This is a genomic window from Exiguobacterium sp. FD-YE-25-4 (assembly GCF_057004685.1).
Map to the genome: position 1 here is coordinate 2,288,883 of NZ_CM168041.1, position 17,161 is coordinate 2,306,043.

Consider the following 17,161-nt stretch of genomic DNA (forward strand, 5'->3'; position numbering starts at 1 on the left):
TTATGTATAGCATCGATAGGACTTGGGTCATACAAAAACAGGTATCTAAAACCATACATTGACTTTTAGCCTATGCATCGTCCCAGATTGCTTACATCCATAATATACATAACGTTTCCAATTGAAACAAGCGACTTTTTGTCGAAAAAGGGAAATGATAATGCATTTTTGTATTTTTATTTAGAATATCCAAGACGCCAATCTAGAATTACCAGTGTGATTATAATCGCATAAAATCAACAAAGTAAGCGCTATCAATGTTTTTAGTCAAGATCAGACTTCTGTCATCGGATTCGATTTTTATGAAATGAATGATTAAAATATAATTTCCAGTTATCGTTTTGGATTTTACATTTAATAAACCTATATTACCTTTAATTACCATACAATTATGTGAGTAATGTTTTTTAATAAACCAATTCATTACCAATTCAGAACTTCTACTGATTCGTCCGACACGAATTACGCTTTTCGAATAGGACTTTTGGGTCAGATGAATATGGACGATTCATAGCCGGTGAGACGTTTTTTCTTCAATACGACAGAAAATATCCAGTAAATGGTTATCGAGAAATCGGAGTATGGTTCTTGTATTGTCATTTTGCTAAATGATCACACACAAAAATCGCCCTTCCTGAGAAGGGCGATCTGAAGTATTGCTTTTTAATATCCAGCGTAGCTGAGTGATTCGATGAAGGCGCGTTTCTCGCCAGCGTAGAGCGGCCATTTGACGACACCTTCGCTGCCTTCCACCGTGACGATGATCCGGTTTTGCGGACGGACGTTCGTTTTGATGAACTGAATGAGTTTCGCATCCGGCTCAAAGATGTACCACTCCCCAACCGAACCATCCTCATACTCCATGTACTCGACCTCTTCCGGGTCGATGTTCACTTTGTATGACTTGCTGCCGACTTGGATGCGGAGCGTCTCCATATCGAGGTAACCTTCGTCTGATTCGATGTCGACGAGAAACGCCATATTCGCTTTTGATGGCTTCCCGAAGAAGACAGGCGCAAACGTCTCAGCGTAGCGGACGTCCCCTTCGCTATCGAATACTTCTTTATGAAGCGTGATTTGGCCAGGCAAACGATAGAACTTGTTGTATAGCGCATGTTGCACGCCGAGCTTGAGGGCGCCGCCTTTATTGCCGGCTCCGTCTACTACATACAACTCAATCGGTTGTCCGAGTTTTTGTTTCGGGATCTTGATGGCAAACTTCCCGGTCGACATGACTGGGGCTTTATACGTCTTCGTCCCAATCTTCGCATAGACAGTTGCATACGCTTCGGCCGTACCAGTGATTGCCGTTGCGGTCGTCGTCACGCTCTGCGTAACGCGTGGACGCATCGGGGCACGACCGTCTTTGATGACTTTCGTCGAGCGCGTGAGGCTCGTCGCCCCCTTCGCGTCGACTGTCGTCGCCCGGATGACCGTGCCGATTGGAAGGACCGCTGTCGTGCGGCGATAGACGCCTTTCGCGTCATAACGTGCCGTGTACGTCGCGTTCCCGACTTGAAGCGTCAATTTTGCACCCGGTGTGCCGGTCACGACGATGTGACGGGCCGTGCTGTTGACTGTGCCGATTTTCGGCGTCGCCGGACGTGCGGCCGGATCGACCGCGACGACGACTTGTGTCGTCTCGCTGACGTTTCCGGCAGCGTCACGCAAACTGACCGAGATGACTTTTCCGACCGACTGCGGGCTCATGTTGAATTGAGCCGTTCCTGCCTCTGTGACGACGCGCGTATACACTTTGCTGTTGATGCCAATCAAAGCTGTCGTACCGGCCTCACCTTCGATGACGATTGATTTCGACGTGTGGAGCGGTATCGAGACGACCGGTGCAAGTGGCGCCGTGACGTCGACCGTCTCGACGACCGGTGGCTCTTCTGTCGTCGAGCCTTCTGCTTGTGCTTGAAGCGGCAAGAGTGGCGAGACGATGAGCGAACCGGCTAAGAACAACTTTAAATACGATGAATGATTCATGACTTTCCTCCATTATCTAGGTTTATCATTATTTTGGTTGGTTTCCCTATTTTATTGTAATAACATCTCTAAGAAAAAGTTCGTTTTTTTAAACATCAGGTGAATGATTTCATAAAAAAAACTGCTTTGGATGTACCAAAGCAGTCCTCCCTCTCATACTTCATGAATCATCGTCGCCTGGCCGCCTTGCCAAAGCCACGTGTCGTTCTCTTTCACATAGACATGCAGCACCCAGAACCGGCCTTCGTAGGCGTTCGTTCCGAGGATGAAACGCTCTTCAAGCAATAGTTGCACGAGGGCGATCTCGCCTGCTACCGTCTCGTCGAACGTGACGGTCTCCTGCGTGATCCACTGGACCGACGCTGGGTCGACGAACTGGTCTAAAAATGTTTCTTTATCGAACTGACGTCCGCTCGAGTCGACGTAACGAAACTCGTCGTGCATGATGCCGCGCATCGCGTCCAGGTCGCCCTTGACTTGAAGCGCGGCCCGTTCGTCAGAAAGTTGTTTTAAGTTGATTGTTTCCATTGATGTACCTACCTTTCGCGTCCATCATAACATACTCGTATGCTCGAGTCGTCCCACTCGTAATGGTCGTCTCAATTGTTTGATTGTACGTAACCACATCGGTACTATTCTGTTTCTTATCCCCTATTCCCTGTATACTTATCAATATACAATTTATCCCATTTAGAAAGGACGATGCTCATGGATTTGATCGACCCGTTCATCTGACAACTCGTCATCGTCCCTATCCTCACCATCGGGACCGGTGTCCTCATCGCGTTACGATTCGACAAGGCTTATATCGCCCCGCTCATCACGTTGGTGCTCAATCTCGCAATTGAAATGACGATGGGCCTCGTGTACTACGGGACGCTCACTTCTCCATCGTCTTGGAATTGGCTTTTCCCGATTCCCACGTTTCTCATCGCCTATACGTTTCTCAGTAAACGGAAGACCGAGCGCCAGATAGAAAAACATTCCTGAGCCCTAATCATTCTGACAGTTTCGATATTGACATTCTGACTTCAGCCCGTTAAAGTAACGATAACATTCATACGAACTCGCGATGAGAAAGAAGAGTAGCGTGAAGATACGTCTCCAGAAAGCCGGTGGTCGATGTGAACCGGTGACGTGTTGCACGTGAATGGGCTTTTGAGCGTTCAGACCGATACGTAGGCTCTGACGGGTCCTCCCGTTACCGAGGATAGCGAATGATGGTTCGCGATGAGTGGGGGAGCTCCCCAAACGAAGGTGGCACCACGGGTCCCCCGTCCTTCATGTCTTTTTAGACATGTCGGGCGGGGGACTTTTTTTATTTCAAGGAGGAGATCATATGAAACAACTCATCATCAACGGCGACGAACTGACACCGGTGGCAATCTTCCACCGCTTAGAAGGTAAACGGAAAGTGTTGCTCGAGAGTCGCGCCGAAGGCAAGCACGGCCGCTACTCGATCATCGCTTCGAACCCAGTCGAGACGATTCGCGCCAACGGCAACGAAGTGACCGACGCATCCGGCACGATGCACACGGAAGATCCGCTCGCCTTGTTGTCGGAACTGGTTGCGCGGGACACACCGGACGCCCCCTATCCGTTCATCGGCGGTGCCGTCGGCTATATCGGCTATGACATGCAGCGCGTCTATGAACCGATCCCGAATACCCCGAGCGAGACGCGTGGTTTGCCGGACGCCTTGTTCCAACGATATGAGACGGTCGTTCTCTATGATCATGTCGAAGAGCAGGTCATCGTGATCGACACTGGAAATGATGATGCTACAAATCGGCTAGACCACGTCAAACGAGCCCTCGAGACAGCGAAGACACACGAACTTGCCCCCGTCGTCCGCACGAGTGAACGCGTGTTGACCGGCAAAGAGGAGTTCGTCGAACGCGTCTTGCAGGCGAAAGAAGCCATCCTCGCCGGAGAGGTGTTCCAACTTGTCTTGTCCCAACGCATCGACGCGACGTTCACCGGCGATCCGTTCCACTTTTACCGGACGCTTCGGAAACAAAACCCGAGCCCGTATTTGTTCTATATCGATCTCGGCGAGGCGATCATCCTCGGGGCGTCCCCGGAAAGTCTCGTCCGCGTCGAGGGCAATCGTGTCTCGACGAACCCGATCGCCGGCACCCGCCCCCGTGGCAAAACGGTCGAAGAGGATGTCCGTCACGCCGCTGATCTGATTCAAGACGAGAAAGAACTCGCCGAGCACCGGATGCTCCTCGACCTCGGTCGCAACGACATCGGCCGGGTCGCCAAAGTCGGCTCGGTCACGATTCCGAAACAGATGGAAATCGAGCGCTTCAAAAACGTCATGCATCTCGTCTCCGAGGTCGAAGGTGAACTGCGCGACGACTTGAATCCGCTTGACGCGCTGCGGGCCTGTCTCCCGGCCGGTACCGTCTCGGGCGCCCCAAAGATTCGAGCGATGCAGCTGATTGACGAATTGGAGACGGTGAAACGCGAAGTATATGCCGGGGCCGTCGGGTATCTCGACGTCCGGGGCGGCTATGATTTCGCTCTCGCCATCCGGACGATGGTCGTTCAAGGAGATACGGCCTACGTACAAGCGGGCGCCGGTATCGTCTACGACTCGGACCCGGTGTCAGAATATGAAGAGACGTTGCATAAAGCCAAATCCCTTTTGGAGGTGTTCGCATGATTCTACTCATCGATAACTACGACTCGTTCACGTACAACGTGTATCAAGATGTCGCCCGGTTCAGCGACGTGACGGTCATCCGTAATGATGAACTGACAATCGACGCGATCCGCGACCTCAATCCGGCTGGCATCATCATCTCTCCGGGTCCAGGTGGCCCACTGGATGCCGGTGTCTCGCTCGACGTCGTCCGCTCTCTTTCCGGCACCATCCCCATTCTTGGCGTCTGTCTCGGACATCAAGTCATCGCTGAGGCGTTCGGCGGTACGGTCGGACGGGCTGAACAGGTCATACATGGGAAGACGTCTATGATTGAGACGACCCCGAGCGTCTTGTTCGACGGGAACCCGAGCGAGGTCATGCGCTATCATTCGCTCGTCGTCTTGGAGACGGACCTCGTCGTGACCGCTCGCACGCATGACGAGGTCATCATGGCGCTCGAACATCCCGAGCACCTGACATATGGTGTCCAGTTCCATCCCGAATCGATTGGAACGCCAAACGGACGTGACGTGTTCAAGCGCTTCGTCGACTTGTGCCATGCAAAAAGACCGAGGAACGCGTCCTCGGTCTGAGCGTCAGGCCTTCAAGAAATCTTCCATTTGGAAGTCATGTTTGTCGAGCATGATTTGGTCCGGCGTCACGCCATTTTGACGCAATTTGGCAATCGTCTCATGCAAGAAGTCATCGCTGCCGACAAGGTAAAACAGTCCGTCTTTGTCTGCGGCGAGCGTCTCGACCAGCTGGTAATAGTCCGGACGATTGTCGACGAACTCGGCCGTGAAACCATTCGTTGACGCGAACACATCGTTAAACAAATATTCTTTCGACGAGTCGACGTTCAACGAGTGGAGGTGCGGCACACCTTCCCCGTTCGCCAAATACGCGAGTACGAGCGGGCGGAACGTCGCAATGCCGACCCCGCACGATAACAGATAGACGTTCTTCCCTTCCCGCTTCAATGGCACGTTCGAATGCGTCTTGAAGATGGCGACCTTGTCCCCGATGTTCATGTCACGCAAGATTGATTTAAACGTCGAACATTCCGGTTTGACCCGAGTCGTGATACCGATCGCGCCTTCATGCGGCAACGTCGAGATCGACATGTGCCGAATCAACGTCCGGTTCGGTCGATCTTCCTTGTTAAATCCCTCGAGCGCGAAGTGTGTGTGCGCCCCTTCTTCCCACGTGAAGCCCTCGGGCAGTTCCAGTTTGAACGTGTATGTATCTCGCGCTTCCTGCACGACTTGTTGAATTGGTGTCCAATAAATCTGCATGCTGATCCCCTCCTTCTATTAATAGACCGCGATCGGTCCATACGGTCCTTGAATGATCTCCAGTTTCGTCTCAAAAATGTCAGATAGGATGTCGGCGTCCATAATCTCTTCGACCGTACCAAAGGCGGCGATGTTCCCGTCTTTCATCGCACAGATGCGGTCCGAATATTTCGCCGCGAAGTTGATGTCATGGAGCACCGTGACAATCGTCCGTCCAAACTCGTCGGCGACGTGCCGCAAGTATTCCATCATCTGGACCGAGCGAGCGATATCGAGGTTGTTGAGCGGCTCGTCGAGGAGCACGTATTCCGTCTCCTGACAGAGCACCATCGCGACGTACGCCCGTTGGCGCTGTCCGCCCGACAATTCATCGAGATAGCGATGCTCGAGCGACGTCAAGTCGAGGAAGTCGATATATTTCGAGATGATCCGTTCATCCTCTTGCGTCAACCGCCCTTTTGAGTACGGGAAACGTCCAAAACCCGCGAGCTGACGGACGGTGAGACGCGTCACGAAATGATTCTCTTGCCGTAAAATCGTGACGATTTTCGCCAAATCTTTCGATTTCGTGCTCGACACGTCCATCCCGGCGACTTGGATTTGACCCGCGTCTAAATCGAGCAAACGGCCGATCATCATGAGCGTCGTCGATTTCCCAGCCCCGTTCGGTCCGATCAACGACGTGAACCCGGCCTTAGGGATGTCAAGATTGATTGGTCCGATTTGGACATCATCCGAATACGATTTTTGTACTTGTTCCAATTGAATCATAGCGATTTTCTCCTTAAAATGACTGCCAAGAAAATGATGCCGCCGAACAGTTCGATGATGACGGACACGACACTCGGTGTATTGAGAATGTGATACATAAAGAAATACGCGCTCGTCAACACGAAGAATCCAAGCGCGAACGCCATCGGAAACACGTATTTATGATCGTACGTCGCTGCCACTTGATAGCTGAGCGTCGCCACCAAGAATCCAAAGAACGTCAACGGTCCAATCAGCGCCGTCGATACCGACATGAGAAGCGAGATCAAGACGAGCGTAAAGATGACGCTCCGGCGATGGTTCACCCCGAACGATGTCGCCACGTCTTTCCCGAGTGCGACGACATTCAAGCGATTCGAGAAACTATACAACAACGTCCCGACGACAATCACAATCGGAATGACGATCGGGAAGTAGGCGGCATCGGCATGCATGACCGATCCGAACAGACGGGCCTGCAGGACGTCGAACTCGGATGGGGCGAGCATGCGTCGCATGAACGAGGACACCGAATTCAATCCCGTCCCGATGATAATCCCGACGAGAAGCATCAGTTGCAGGTTGCCGTATTTCCCGGACAAGAGCCAGCCGTACAAGAGCAGACTCATGAGCACCATGAGGCCAACTTGGGTCAAAAAGGCACCGGTTCCCGAAAAACCGATTAATGCCCCTGCACCGAAGAAGAAGATCATACTCGTCTGAATCGTCGAGTAGAGCGCGTCGAACCCGAGCAAGGATGGTGTGATGATGCGGTTGTTCGTCACCGAATGAAACGCGACCGTCGCCAAGCTTTGACAGAGCGCGGCGATCGCCATCGTGATGACAGCGACGACCCGACGCTCGACGACCGGGACGAACGACGGTGAGTCGAACGGGACCGGATTGTTGTAGACGAGTAACCCGAACGCACAGAGCAGTCCCCCGACGATAAAGAAGGCCAGGAACAACCAATAGCGGCGCTGTTCTCGTTTCGAACGGAACGCCGTCGCACACCGATCGTCTGTATGCACGGACCGACCATCAACATCGTATGCTTCCCGATGCTTCGTCTTATTTTCAATAAGTGTGCTCATCGTACCCCTCCCGTCTTCCGTTGTCTCAAGAGAATTACGATAAATACGATTGACCCGACCGTGCCGAGAATGAGCGATACCGGCAATTCGAACGGCATGATGATCGTCCGCGAAATCAAATCGCTGACGAGGACCGTTCCCATCCCGATGACGCATACCCACGGCAAGTTGCTGCGGAGGTCGTCCCCGCGAAACATCGAGACGATGTTCGGGACGATCAGCCCGAGAAACGGCAGATTACCGATGACCGTCGCCACGACCCCGACCGCGAGCGCGATCAATCCCGTCGCAATCAAGATGAGACGATTGTAATTGACGCCTAAGCTCGTCGCGATGTCCTCGCCGAGACCAGCGAGCGTCAACCGATTCGCGAGGATGAAGATGAAGAACGTGACGAGGATGATGAGCCACAAGTATTCATACCGTCCGACCTGAACTGATGCGAACGACCCGACGAACCAACCTTCGATTGTCTGGCTGGCTTGAAAGAATAGACCGAGAAACGTCGACACGGCCGAGACGACCGCCCCGAGCATGAGTCCGATAATCGGGACAATCAACGACGAGCGGAGTTTGACCGAACGCAGAAACCAGAAGAAGACCATCGTTCCGATGAATGAAAAGACGATTGCCCCCGTCATCCGCATCATGAGCGTCGGAGCCGGGACGAGCAGATACACAGCGAGCAGGCCGAGCCCCGCCCATTCGAGTGTACCTGTCGTCGTCGGTTCGACGAGACGGTTCTGTGTGATCAGTTGCATGACGAGCCCCGACATCGCCATGGCGGCACCGGTCAACATGATGGCGACCGTGCGCGGAACGCGGGTGATCCAAAACATGTCCGATCCGCCTTCTTGACGAATGTCATAGACGCCGGTCACGAGCGAAAGGCCCGCCAATATGAACACCACGAGCATTGCTACGATAAAGGACTTCGTCCATATGTTAGAAAAGGAGGGCTGAGACAATGTCTCAACCCTTGCTGTCATTGGTTTTTGCACAACGTGACTCCCTTATTTCGAAAGCGCGGCTGCGATATCGTTGAATAGTTCAGAATAAGTTTGAATCGACTCGTTGATGTACGTATCGTTCGGCGCATACACGATTTTTTCGTCTGTCACGGCTTTCGTATTTTGGAGCGCCGGTGCGTTATCGATCACGTCCGCTGCAGGCACTGCGTCTTCCATGCTTGAAATGGCCGCATCACGGTCGAGGACGAACAACCAGTCCGGGTCACTCTCGGCAATCGCTTCGACCGAGACCTCATCCCCTTGATGGTCCCCTGTCGTTTTCGCTACTTCGAGGGCTGGTGTCCAGTCAAAGATGTCATACATCGGTCCGAAGACACGTCCTGTGTTCGGTGCCGAGAAGCCGATATTTCCGCCTGAGACGATGACTGACATGACCGTGTCTTCACTGTCGTACGCCTCTTTCACACTGTCAATCGACGCTTCGAAGCTGGCGATGAGCTCATCTGCTTCCGTTTCTTTTTCAAAGATTTGTCCGAGTGAGCGCGTCGTTGTCTCAAAGCCTTCGACCAAGATTTCACCTGGCGTGCCCGCATCTTCTGGGAGCTCGATGTCCAAATCGATAACGGCCGCTTCCGGAACCAACTTTTTAATGTCGTCGTAGTAGTCGGCGAATCGTTGACCGACGATGACGACATCCGGATCCACACCGGCAATCGCTTCTAAGTTCGGTTCATTGTGCATCCCGACGTCAACGATGTCTTTGTCGTTTTTATAAGGCAAGTCCGCTGGAATTAATCCGATTGGTGCGGCGACCAAGTCGATTTCCCAATCTGAGAGCGTCTCGAACGTTCGGTTATCGAGCGCGACGACCTTCTCCGGGTTGACCGGCACATCGATCGTTCCATGTGCGTCCGTGATTTCAACTGTCTTCGGTGCTGTCTCCGCTTCCGCGCTTCCTGCGTCTTTTGTCTCGTCCGTGCTACCGCATGCGGCTAGCGTGAAGACGAGTGATGTGAGCATAACTGCTGCTTTCCATTTCCCCATTCTTTCCATCTCCCTATGTATCTGTTTTTGAATGACGACCTTCTCAGTGAGTCCGCGACTAGTCCACGTTTCTGCTCTATGTAAGGAATACTGATGCTTCCTCACTGATAATGATTATCATTGTCGTTTTCATTGAGAAGCATAACAAACAAAAAAAGGTTGTGCAATGCCAAATTTTCAAATTGGAAATGGAAATATTATTCTTTCTATCTAACGCAAACAAAAAAAGAAAGCGGACCGTCCGTCCACTTTCTGGGTAATAGAGTTCATTGATTCATTCTCATTTGTCCGATTACGCCTCCGAAATCCCATTAGCAAGCAACAACAGAAAAATCCAAATCGATAGCGGCACGATTAACCCAAGATTCCCAACGAGGCTGAACACGCGTACCATCTTCTCTTTCGAGAATAGGCCCCAAATCAATGTGGCGATCAAGACGATATCTAAAGCGATGTACACCCAGATAGCCGTCATCAAGTCCAAATTCGGAAAAAAACGAGCGTTCAAGGTGAACAGCGCCACGATTGTCAGAATCGAAAGTCCAAACGTTACGTAGAGCGGCGCATAGTGGCGTCGAATCATGTAATCACCTCACTCTTCTGTTGGACCATCTGTCGGCAACGAAGGATGCACGTCTCGACGTAACCATCGAGCTGGTGTGGCAAAAACATCGTATACGTCCCTTCCTCTGTTGCCTCCGCATCCCGCTCGACTTTCACGACGAGTTCACGTAGTTCATTCGTCGCATGATTTTTCAACGAAGTGAAATCGAAGACACCTAGTCGTTGAGCCAGGCGTGCATTATACGCATCAAAATCGGCATAATACATCGCCTGCTTTTCCGGGTCATTCGTGATGACTTGCTTGAGCCATCCCTTGTAGAAACCTTGTAGCCAAATCTCGTCCGCGACGAGGTGGCAATAATAACCGAGCCGGAACGATGGATTCTCGTTCGCACTGTCCACCCAGTACTGTTCGATGTCGAGCCGACGTGTCAAATCCTCATGTCGCCCCGCATAATAATGTGTGATTTCCTTCGCCGTTGACGCATCGGGTGCAAGATTCCCTAACAGAAATGTCGTTTGATCGATACCCTCTAAATATGGCCATACTTCGTTCGCAATGACGAGATGCATCAGATGAGAACCCATTCGTGCCCCTCCCTCTTTTTTCAATCAATCATCCAAAACCGATTCGGCTCTAAAAATCAGTTGCCACTTCTATCCATTATGGTACTATGGGAAATAGTGCAAAATAACCACGTCGTATTTTGATATAGGGATAAGGAGTTTTTCAATGTCACATACCACTACACCTGTCGCTGCTGACACTGCGGGCAAAGGCCCGAAGAAGTTTCGGCCTGAAATCGAGGGGCTTCGTGCTGTCGCGGCGCTTCTCGTCGCGATTTATCACATTTGGCTCGGACGAGTGTCTGGTGGGGTCGACGTCTTCTTTGTCGTCTCCGGCTTCCTCATCACGGCCTCCCTCTTGTCACGTTATCGTCGTCTTGGGAGCGTCAACTTCTTTGATTACTTATTTGGTTTGTTCAAACGGCTGTTTCCGGCGGCGTTCTTCGTCTTGGCCGCCGTCACCATCGCTAGTTACTTTTTCTTACCGAGCGTGCGTTGGGGACAGACGATTCAAGAACTGTTCGCCTCGGCCCTCTATTTTCAAAACTGGGAGCTCGCCTTCAGTGCCGTTGACTACTTGGATGCAGGAAATGACAAGAGTCCGGTCCAACACTTTTGGGCGATGTCGATTCAAGCCCAGTTTTACGTGATCTGGTTCTTCTTGATCACCCTCGCCATCTTTTGGGTGAAGCGTAGCAAAACAGAAGACATTCGACCCAAGCTACTAGCCATCTTCATCACCGTGTTCATCCCATCGTTCGCGTATTCGGTTTGGATGACCGGTCATAATCAACCATGGGCCTACTTTGACACGTTCGCTCGCGTCTGGGAGTTCTCACTCGGCGGTATCCTGTTCTTGGTCATCTCGAAAATCCGACTCGCTCCGCTCGCCTCGACGATTGTCGGTTGGCTCGGGCTGGCCACACTCGTTTCGACGGGTCTCCTCTTGGACGTCGGTGGCGTCTTCCCGGGTTACGTCGCCCTCTTGCCGACGTTCGCCGCGGTCATGATTTTAGTCGCAGGTGAAAACGGGAGTGCGTACGGTGTCGAGCGCTTGCTCGGCTCGAAACCGCTCGCGAAGCTCGGCAGCCTGTCGTACGGCTTCTATTTATGGCATTGGCCGCTCCTGACGTTCTATTACGTCTGGAAAGGGGCGACCGACGTCTCGCTTGCGGACGGGGTCGGTATCATATTGATTTCGCTTGCGTTGTCCTACGTGACGACGTCCATCATCGAGCGCCCGGTCCGGACGCTCAAGACGAAGACGAACTATCATCCGAAAGTCGTCGGGACGCTCATCGCGTTCATGTTGCCCGTCCTCGTGATGAACGTCGCTTGGCAGGCCAAAATCGAGGCCGAACAGAGTGAACAGCTCTCGCTCGCCACGTCACCGGACTATCCGGGTGGCCTCGTCTTCACGGATACGTTCGCAAACACACCAGAACTCCCGTACATCCCATTTGATGCGGACATTGTCAACGATCGCTCAGAACCGTTCTGGGACGGCTGTCACGCTCCCGTACCGGAGACAAACGTGTTGACGTGCGATTACGGTGAGACGGAAGACCCACTCTATAAAGTCGCCCTCGTCGGCGGTTCGCACTCGAGCCACTGGCATCCGGCGCTCAATACGTTTATCAAAGACGAACGGATTCACCTCGTCAATATGACGAAGAGCGCTTGCCGCTTCAGCACGGGCATCATCGGTAACTACCCGGAATGTAACGAATGGAACACGAAAATCGTTGATGCTATCGTCGAGGCGGACGTCGACCTTGTCATCACGATGGCCGATATCGGACATCAGGAGAACATCGGTGTGCCGGAAGGTTACGTCGAACGATTCAAACAACTCGAAGCGCTCGATATTCCAATCTTTGCGATTCGGGACACGCCGTTTTTCGACAATCGAGTCCCGGCCTGTCTCGCCGAGTTCGGCCGTAACGCCGATGAATGTAGCGTTGACCGCGAGAAGACGTTACCGGCTGTCAGTGACTGGGATCAGCTGGCCGACAAGCCGTCCAACGTCTACTATTACGACTACTCGGATTACATCTGTGAAGAAGACGTATGCCGCCCGGTCGTCGGTAACGTCGTCGGTTATGTCGACAGTAACCATATGACCAAGTCGTTCAATGAGACGCTTGCCCCATTCGTTCGTGAAGATTTGATGGCTTTGCTCCAACAATTAAAACAACCTGCAACGCAAACCGACTGACATGCGCGCGCTCCTCTACGAAGAGGGGCGCGTTGTTTGTGTTCACGTTCAAATCTCGACTACAATGACTTTATTGATTTTCAATAGAACGAGGAGGAAGCACATGCTAAGAATTAATTCCTTATTCCGGACCACCATCCGTATGATTCGCAATCTAGGCGACGCTCCAATGAAAGGAATGCGTTGATATGGGCTTCGTCTATCTCGTCGGTGCCATCGTCTCTGAACTGTTCGGTTCGAGCATGCTGAAGCTGAACGCGACGACAACGAGCCGCCTGCCCGTTCTCGGTGTCGCCTTCGGTTACGTGACGGCATTTTACTTGTTGTCGCTCGCCCTCCTTTCCATCCCGCTCAGTTTCGCTTATGCGTTTTGGAGCGGGGTCGGCACGGCCGCGACGGCGCTGATCGGTTTTCTTGTCTTCAAGGAACAAGTCCGAGTTCAGACCGTTGTCGGCATCGGGCTTGTCATCGTCGGGCTCGTCTTGATGAAACTATGAGGAGGGAAATCATGAAATCCTATGGAATCTTACTGTTATCGATTGCGTTCGAAGTGCTCGGGACGTCGATGTTGAAGCTGTCGGACGGATTCACCAATCTGTTCCCGAGTCTCGTTCTCTTAATCAGCTTCGCCATCTCGTTCACGTTGATGGGCATCGTCTTGAAGAGCATCCCACTCAGCATTGCCTATAGCGTCTGGGCCGGACTCGGCACGGTCGCGACCGGGCTGATCGGGGTGTTCGTGTACGGGGAAGTGCTATCGACGTTGAACAGCATCGGCCTGATCGTCATCGTGCTCGGCGTCATCGTCATGAATTTTGGAAAACGGGAGGAGCAACCACATGCTGGCTGACTTGATCGAACAACAGGAACGGGCATTGCTGACGACCGAAGTACGCACATCGCCTGAGCACTTGCACCGTCTACTCACGGATGATTTTTTTGAAATCGGCAGTTCGGGGCGCATGTTATATCGGACGGCATCTGCCGCCACGATGGACCTCGGCGAGATTCACATCACCTTATCCGACTTCTCACTGGATAGCGTTCAAGACGACGTCGTCCTGGCCACGTATCGGACCGAAGACCACTCCACTGGACGCATCGCCTTGCGCAGTTCGATTTGGGTGAACGTCGATGGCCAGTGGAAGATGCGTTTCCATCAAGGGACAATCGTTCCGCCTTCTTGACACTAAATACGTCACCTCAAAAGGGAGTGTCCCAATCGACACTCCCTTTCATCATACCTGGTTCATTTTTGTACATACCTCTCATGTTCATTTTGCTTATAATCAAGCCATCCGATGAGGTGAAAGGAAGATGAACATGAGTCAACACACAAAAAAGCAATGGTTTCACTCCGTTCGTCCGAGGCGTTCCGTAGAAGAACAGCTGGCCCTCAAAGCGTCGCGTGAAGCGAAATTGACGTTCGAGCCGACCATCCCGCTCGATGCCATCCGTAAAAAACGACCGACCGTCACCGTCACGTTCACGGTCGGCGGCTTCGGCGTCCATAACGAGTCCACCTTCACGTTTTTTGAAGATGGCGCGGTCAAACGGGAAATCATCTGGCGCGAAGAGTTCGACTTGAGCACGGCGATCCCCCGTTCCGGTTGGTACAACGAAACAGATGCCTTCCGCGTCCATGAGCGATTCGTGTCGCTCGTCTCCCATCGCTGGCCTGAAGTGTTCGAAGAGAAAGGATGCTTCACGATGGACGGGACGCAATGGAACTTCACCGTGAACCGTCACGGCAAACTGTTGCACCAGCATAGTGGCAGCAACGCCTATCCCTCCAATTGGAAAGCTGTCATCGAACTGTTCGGCATCTCTTGAACGAAAAAAAGAGCACCCACTGTGGGCACTCTCCGTTTAGATGGCTTGAATCATCTCGACTCGATTGCCGAACGGGTCGCGGAACTCGAACCGGTCGAATCCGGGAATCGGGATGCCCGTGAGCCGCTCGATGCCTTCCGCCTCAAGTTTCTGTCCCCATTCCGCTAAATCGGTCACGGCATAGGCGACATGTCCTTTTGTCGACAGCCGGTCAAACCCGTCCTCGGTGCCGACGTGGACGCTTTGGTCGCCGACCTCGAGCCAAAAACCGCCCCGTCCTTGAAGCGACGCCGGTTTCTCGATTTCTTGAAGACCGAGCACGCCACAATAAAACGCACGGGCACGGACTTCCTCGCCTTTCGGGATCGTGATTTGCACGTGATGGATGCCTTGAATCATGTCGTTTTCCCCTTTCGATACGTCAAGCCGACGAACTGAAGTTTTTGGTTGAACAGGCGGGGATACGCGAGATAACCGACCATGACCGCCGAGATGGATGCGGTCGTCAAGATGAGGAACAAGATGAGTAATTGATAGAGCACCGCCTCCATCGGGTCGGCCCCACCGATAATGAGACCGCTCATCATACCCGGGAGTTGGACGAGCCCCATCGTCTTCTGCGCCTCGACGGTCGGAATCATGCTCGTGCGGATGGCACTCTTCAAACTGCGCTCGATCGCCGCTTTCGGTGTGCCACCGAACGACAAGATGAGTTCAATCACTTCATCGCTCCGCTCGACCTCGTCTTTGAACTTGTTCAAGAACAGGAGCGACAACACCATACAATTCCCGATGACCATGCCGCTGATTGGGATGACTTTCTCCGGCTCGAACGGGATGATGCCGAGCCCGAGCATGAGACCCATCGTCAACGTCTCGACCGTGACGAGCGTGAGCAGAATCATCCATGTGATGCCGGGGATGCCGTCCCCTTTCTTGATGATGTTCTGCGTCGCCGCCCCGATCATGAGCAGGATCATGAGCAACATGAACACCGGGCTGTCGCTCTCGAAGACGAACGTCAAAATATAGCCGATGATGAGCAACTGAACAATCGACCGCACCGTCGCAATCAAGATGTCGCGTTCGAGTCCGAGTTTTAAGAACAGCGCCAAACCGAGCGGGATGGCGACGAAAACCAACGAGGTCATCAGTTCGATGAACGTCATAGTTCTTCCCCCCTCACGAAACGACCGATCATCGGGTTGTCCGACTCGTCGATGAACGTCGCGTCGCCGAACTCAATCAGTTCCCCGTTTCGCAAGAACCACATGTCATCACTGACACGACGGGCTTGATCGAGGTCGTGCGTAATCCAGACGACGGTGACCCCGAAGTCTTTTTGCAGCCTGACAATCAATCGCTCGATTTCTTTCACGGTCCGATAGTCGAGGCTCGCCGTGATCTCATCCAATAACAGCACGTCCGGTTTGTTGACGAGCGTCCGGGCGATGGCGACGCGACTGCGTTCCCCGCCCGACAACGTCTTGATCGGTTGATCGAGCGAGATGCCGCCCAAGTCGACTTTCTGCAACAGGTCCGCCGCCCGTTCCCGTTCGAGCGTCTCGCCGAAGATGGCTTTGGGCAGGTTCATGTTGTCGTACACCGTCCCGTCAATCATCGGCGCGCTTTGGAACGCCATGCCGATTCGTTGGCGCAGTTCGATGACGTCAATCGAATCGATGTTCTCCCCTTTGAAATAAATCGCACCGGCGTCCGGTGATAACAGGCCGTTGATGTGCTTCAGGCACGTCGTCTTGCCGGCACCGCTCGGACCGACGAACGTCGTGATGCGTCCTTGCCGGAAATATCCCGTCACATTATGTAAAATGTCTCCATGACTCACGTTCTTGAATTCAATAATATGCATCGGCGTCGCCTCCCATCATGTCATGCTGTCTGTCTCAAAAATACATGTATAAGTTTTCTGAACTCACAGTCTATACCCTTCCTCGACCACAACATCACCATTCGCGTCGAGTAGCGGGGTGATGCCGCCACCGGTCCCGACCCACGTCTGGATATAGTTCACGCCGGTGGCCGTGTCGACAAGGATGGTGATTTGACCGAGTTCCGGCAGTTGTTCCGTCAACTTGACGTGAAACCGTTTCGTTCCCGCCGCTTCTTCTGCTGTTTTCTTTTTGAATAACATTGTATCCCGCCTTTCTACTTTCAACTTTACG

At 52.7% G+C, this 17,161-nt stretch carries 20 protein-coding genes and 1 other annotated feature; of the genes, 7 read left to right on the forward strand and 13 right to left on the reverse strand.

Going from position 1 to position 17,161, the window contains the following annotated elements; genetic code table 11:
• Positions 1-663: 663 nt before the first annotated feature.
• Together AC13H5_RS11730 and AC13H5_RS11735 are read right to left on the reverse strand one after the other, a co-directional pair.
• On the reverse strand, positions 664-1,989 hold the full coding sequence (locus tag AC13H5_RS11730; protein ID WP_483545808.1) for an Ig-like domain-containing protein: 1,326 nt from the start codon (positions 1,987-1,989) through the stop codon (positions 664-666).
• 153 nt (positions 1,990-2,142) lie between these two features.
• On the reverse strand, positions 2,143-2,517 hold the full coding sequence (locus tag AC13H5_RS11735) for a nuclear transport factor 2 family protein (protein ID WP_034778866.1): 375 nt from the start codon (positions 2,515-2,517) through the stop codon (positions 2,143-2,145).
• A gap of 535 nt (positions 2,518-3,052) precedes the next feature.
• Positions 3,053-3,274, forward strand: a binding site (T-box leader).
• A 54-nt stretch (positions 3,275-3,328) separates the two neighbouring features.
• Here AC13H5_RS11735 and trpE point away from each other — a divergent pair.
• On the forward strand, positions 3,329-4,660 hold the full coding sequence (gene trpE / locus AC13H5_RS11740) for an anthranilate synthase component I (protein ID WP_483545809.1): 1,332 nt from the start codon (positions 3,329-3,331) through the stop codon (positions 4,658-4,660).
• Positions 4,657-5,235, forward strand: a complete 579-nt coding sequence (locus AC13H5_RS11745) for an anthranilate synthase component II (protein WP_483545810.1) — start codon at positions 4,657-4,659, stop codon at positions 5,233-5,235. Before trpE ends, AC13H5_RS11745 begins: the two co-directional genes overlap by 4 nt.
• 3 nt (positions 5,236-5,238) lie before the next feature.
• Here AC13H5_RS11745 and AC13H5_RS11750 read toward each other — a convergent pair whose 3' ends face one another.
• The 7 genes from AC13H5_RS11750 to AC13H5_RS11780 form a co-directional block, all read right to left on the reverse strand.
• Entirely contained in the window at positions 5,239-5,937 is a 699-nt protein-coding gene (locus AC13H5_RS11750; protein ID WP_034778874.1) for a ferredoxin--NADP reductase, read from the reverse strand.
• An 18-nt stretch (positions 5,938-5,955) separates the two neighbouring features.
• On the reverse strand, positions 5,956-6,708 hold the full coding sequence (locus AC13H5_RS11755) for an iron ABC transporter ATP-binding protein (protein ID WP_214754096.1): 753 nt from the start codon (positions 6,706-6,708) through the stop codon (positions 5,956-5,958).
• Complete coding sequence (locus tag AC13H5_RS11760) at positions 6,705-7,781, reverse strand: iron chelate uptake ABC transporter family permease subunit (RefSeq protein WP_034778878.1); 1,077 nt, start codon at positions 7,779-7,781, stop codon at positions 6,705-6,707. The genes AC13H5_RS11755 and AC13H5_RS11760 overlap by 4 nt, the downstream gene beginning before the upstream one ends.
• Positions 7,778-8,770 (reverse strand): ABC transporter permease, encoded by a 993-nt coding sequence (locus AC13H5_RS11765; protein ID WP_251128268.1) that lies wholly within the window; start codon positions 8,768-8,770, stop codon positions 7,778-7,780. Before AC13H5_RS11765 ends, AC13H5_RS11760 begins: the two co-directional genes overlap by 4 nt.
• 24 nt (positions 8,771-8,794) lie before the next feature.
• Positions 8,795-9,796 carry a siderophore ABC transporter substrate-binding protein gene (locus tag AC13H5_RS11770; RefSeq protein ID WP_483545811.1) on the reverse strand — a complete coding sequence of 334 codons (1,002 nt, stop codon included), beginning with the start codon at positions 9,794-9,796 and terminating at the stop codon, positions 8,795-8,797.
• Between the two features lie 292 nt (positions 9,797-10,088).
• Positions 10,089-10,379: a hypothetical protein gene (locus AC13H5_RS11775; protein ID WP_483545812.1), complete on the reverse strand. Its 291-nt coding sequence runs from the start codon at positions 10,377-10,379 to the stop codon at positions 10,089-10,091.
• Positions 10,376-10,948 (reverse strand): zinc dependent phospholipase C family protein, encoded by a 573-nt coding sequence (locus AC13H5_RS11780; RefSeq protein ID WP_483545813.1) that lies wholly within the window; start codon positions 10,946-10,948, stop codon positions 10,376-10,378. The genes AC13H5_RS11775 and AC13H5_RS11780 overlap by 4 nt, the downstream gene beginning before the upstream one ends.
• A gap of 145 nt (positions 10,949-11,093) precedes the next feature.
• Between AC13H5_RS11780 and AC13H5_RS11785 the strand changes: the two genes are divergently transcribed.
• From AC13H5_RS11785 to AC13H5_RS11805, 5 genes are all read left to right on the forward strand, one after another.
• Positions 11,094-13,145 (forward strand): acyltransferase family protein, encoded by a 2,052-nt coding sequence (locus AC13H5_RS11785; RefSeq protein WP_483545814.1) that lies wholly within the window; start codon positions 11,094-11,096, stop codon positions 13,143-13,145.
• 188 nt (positions 13,146-13,333) lie between these two features.
• Positions 13,334-13,642 (forward strand): DMT family transporter, encoded by a 309-nt coding sequence (locus tag AC13H5_RS11790; RefSeq protein WP_034778888.1) that lies wholly within the window; start codon positions 13,334-13,336, stop codon positions 13,640-13,642.
• Positions 13,643-13,653: 11 nt separating this feature from the next.
• On the forward strand, positions 13,654-13,995 hold the full coding sequence (locus tag AC13H5_RS11795; protein ID WP_214796860.1) for a DMT family transporter: 342 nt from the start codon (positions 13,654-13,656) through the stop codon (positions 13,993-13,995).
• Positions 13,985-14,332: a nuclear transport factor 2 family protein gene (locus tag AC13H5_RS11800; protein WP_214754104.1), complete on the forward strand. Its 348-nt coding sequence runs from the start codon at positions 13,985-13,987 to the stop codon at positions 14,330-14,332. Before AC13H5_RS11795 ends, AC13H5_RS11800 begins: the two co-directional genes overlap by 11 nt.
• A gap of 136 nt (positions 14,333-14,468) precedes the next feature.
• Complete coding sequence (locus AC13H5_RS11805; RefSeq protein WP_152567753.1) at positions 14,469-14,978, forward strand: hypothetical protein; 510 nt, start codon at positions 14,469-14,471, stop codon at positions 14,976-14,978.
• A gap of 36 nt (positions 14,979-15,014) precedes the next feature.
• Here the strand turns inward: AC13H5_RS11805 and AC13H5_RS11810 are convergent, their stop codons facing one another.
• From AC13H5_RS11810 to AC13H5_RS11825, 4 genes are all read right to left on the reverse strand, one after another.
• The gene (locus AC13H5_RS11810) at positions 15,015-15,377 is read right to left on the reverse strand and encodes a VOC family protein (protein ID WP_483545815.1); all 363 of its coding nucleotides are present in this window, start codon (positions 15,375-15,377) and stop codon (positions 15,015-15,017) included.
• On the reverse strand, positions 15,374-16,147 hold the full coding sequence (locus tag AC13H5_RS11815) for an ABC transporter permease (protein ID WP_034778899.1): 774 nt from the start codon (positions 16,145-16,147) through the stop codon (positions 15,374-15,376). The genes AC13H5_RS11810 and AC13H5_RS11815 overlap by 4 nt, the downstream gene beginning before the upstream one ends.
• Positions 16,144-16,848, reverse strand: coding sequence for an ABC transporter ATP-binding protein (locus AC13H5_RS11820; RefSeq protein ID WP_483545816.1), 705 nt, complete (start codon positions 16,846-16,848; stop codon positions 16,144-16,146). The genes AC13H5_RS11815 and AC13H5_RS11820 overlap by 4 nt, the downstream gene beginning before the upstream one ends.
• 63 nt (positions 16,849-16,911) lie before the next feature.
• A complete protein-coding gene (locus AC13H5_RS11825) occupies positions 16,912-17,130 on the reverse strand; it encodes a DUF6440 family protein (protein ID WP_214796857.1) in 219 nt (72 codons plus the stop codon).
• Between the last annotated feature and the right edge of the window lie 31 nt (positions 17,131-17,161).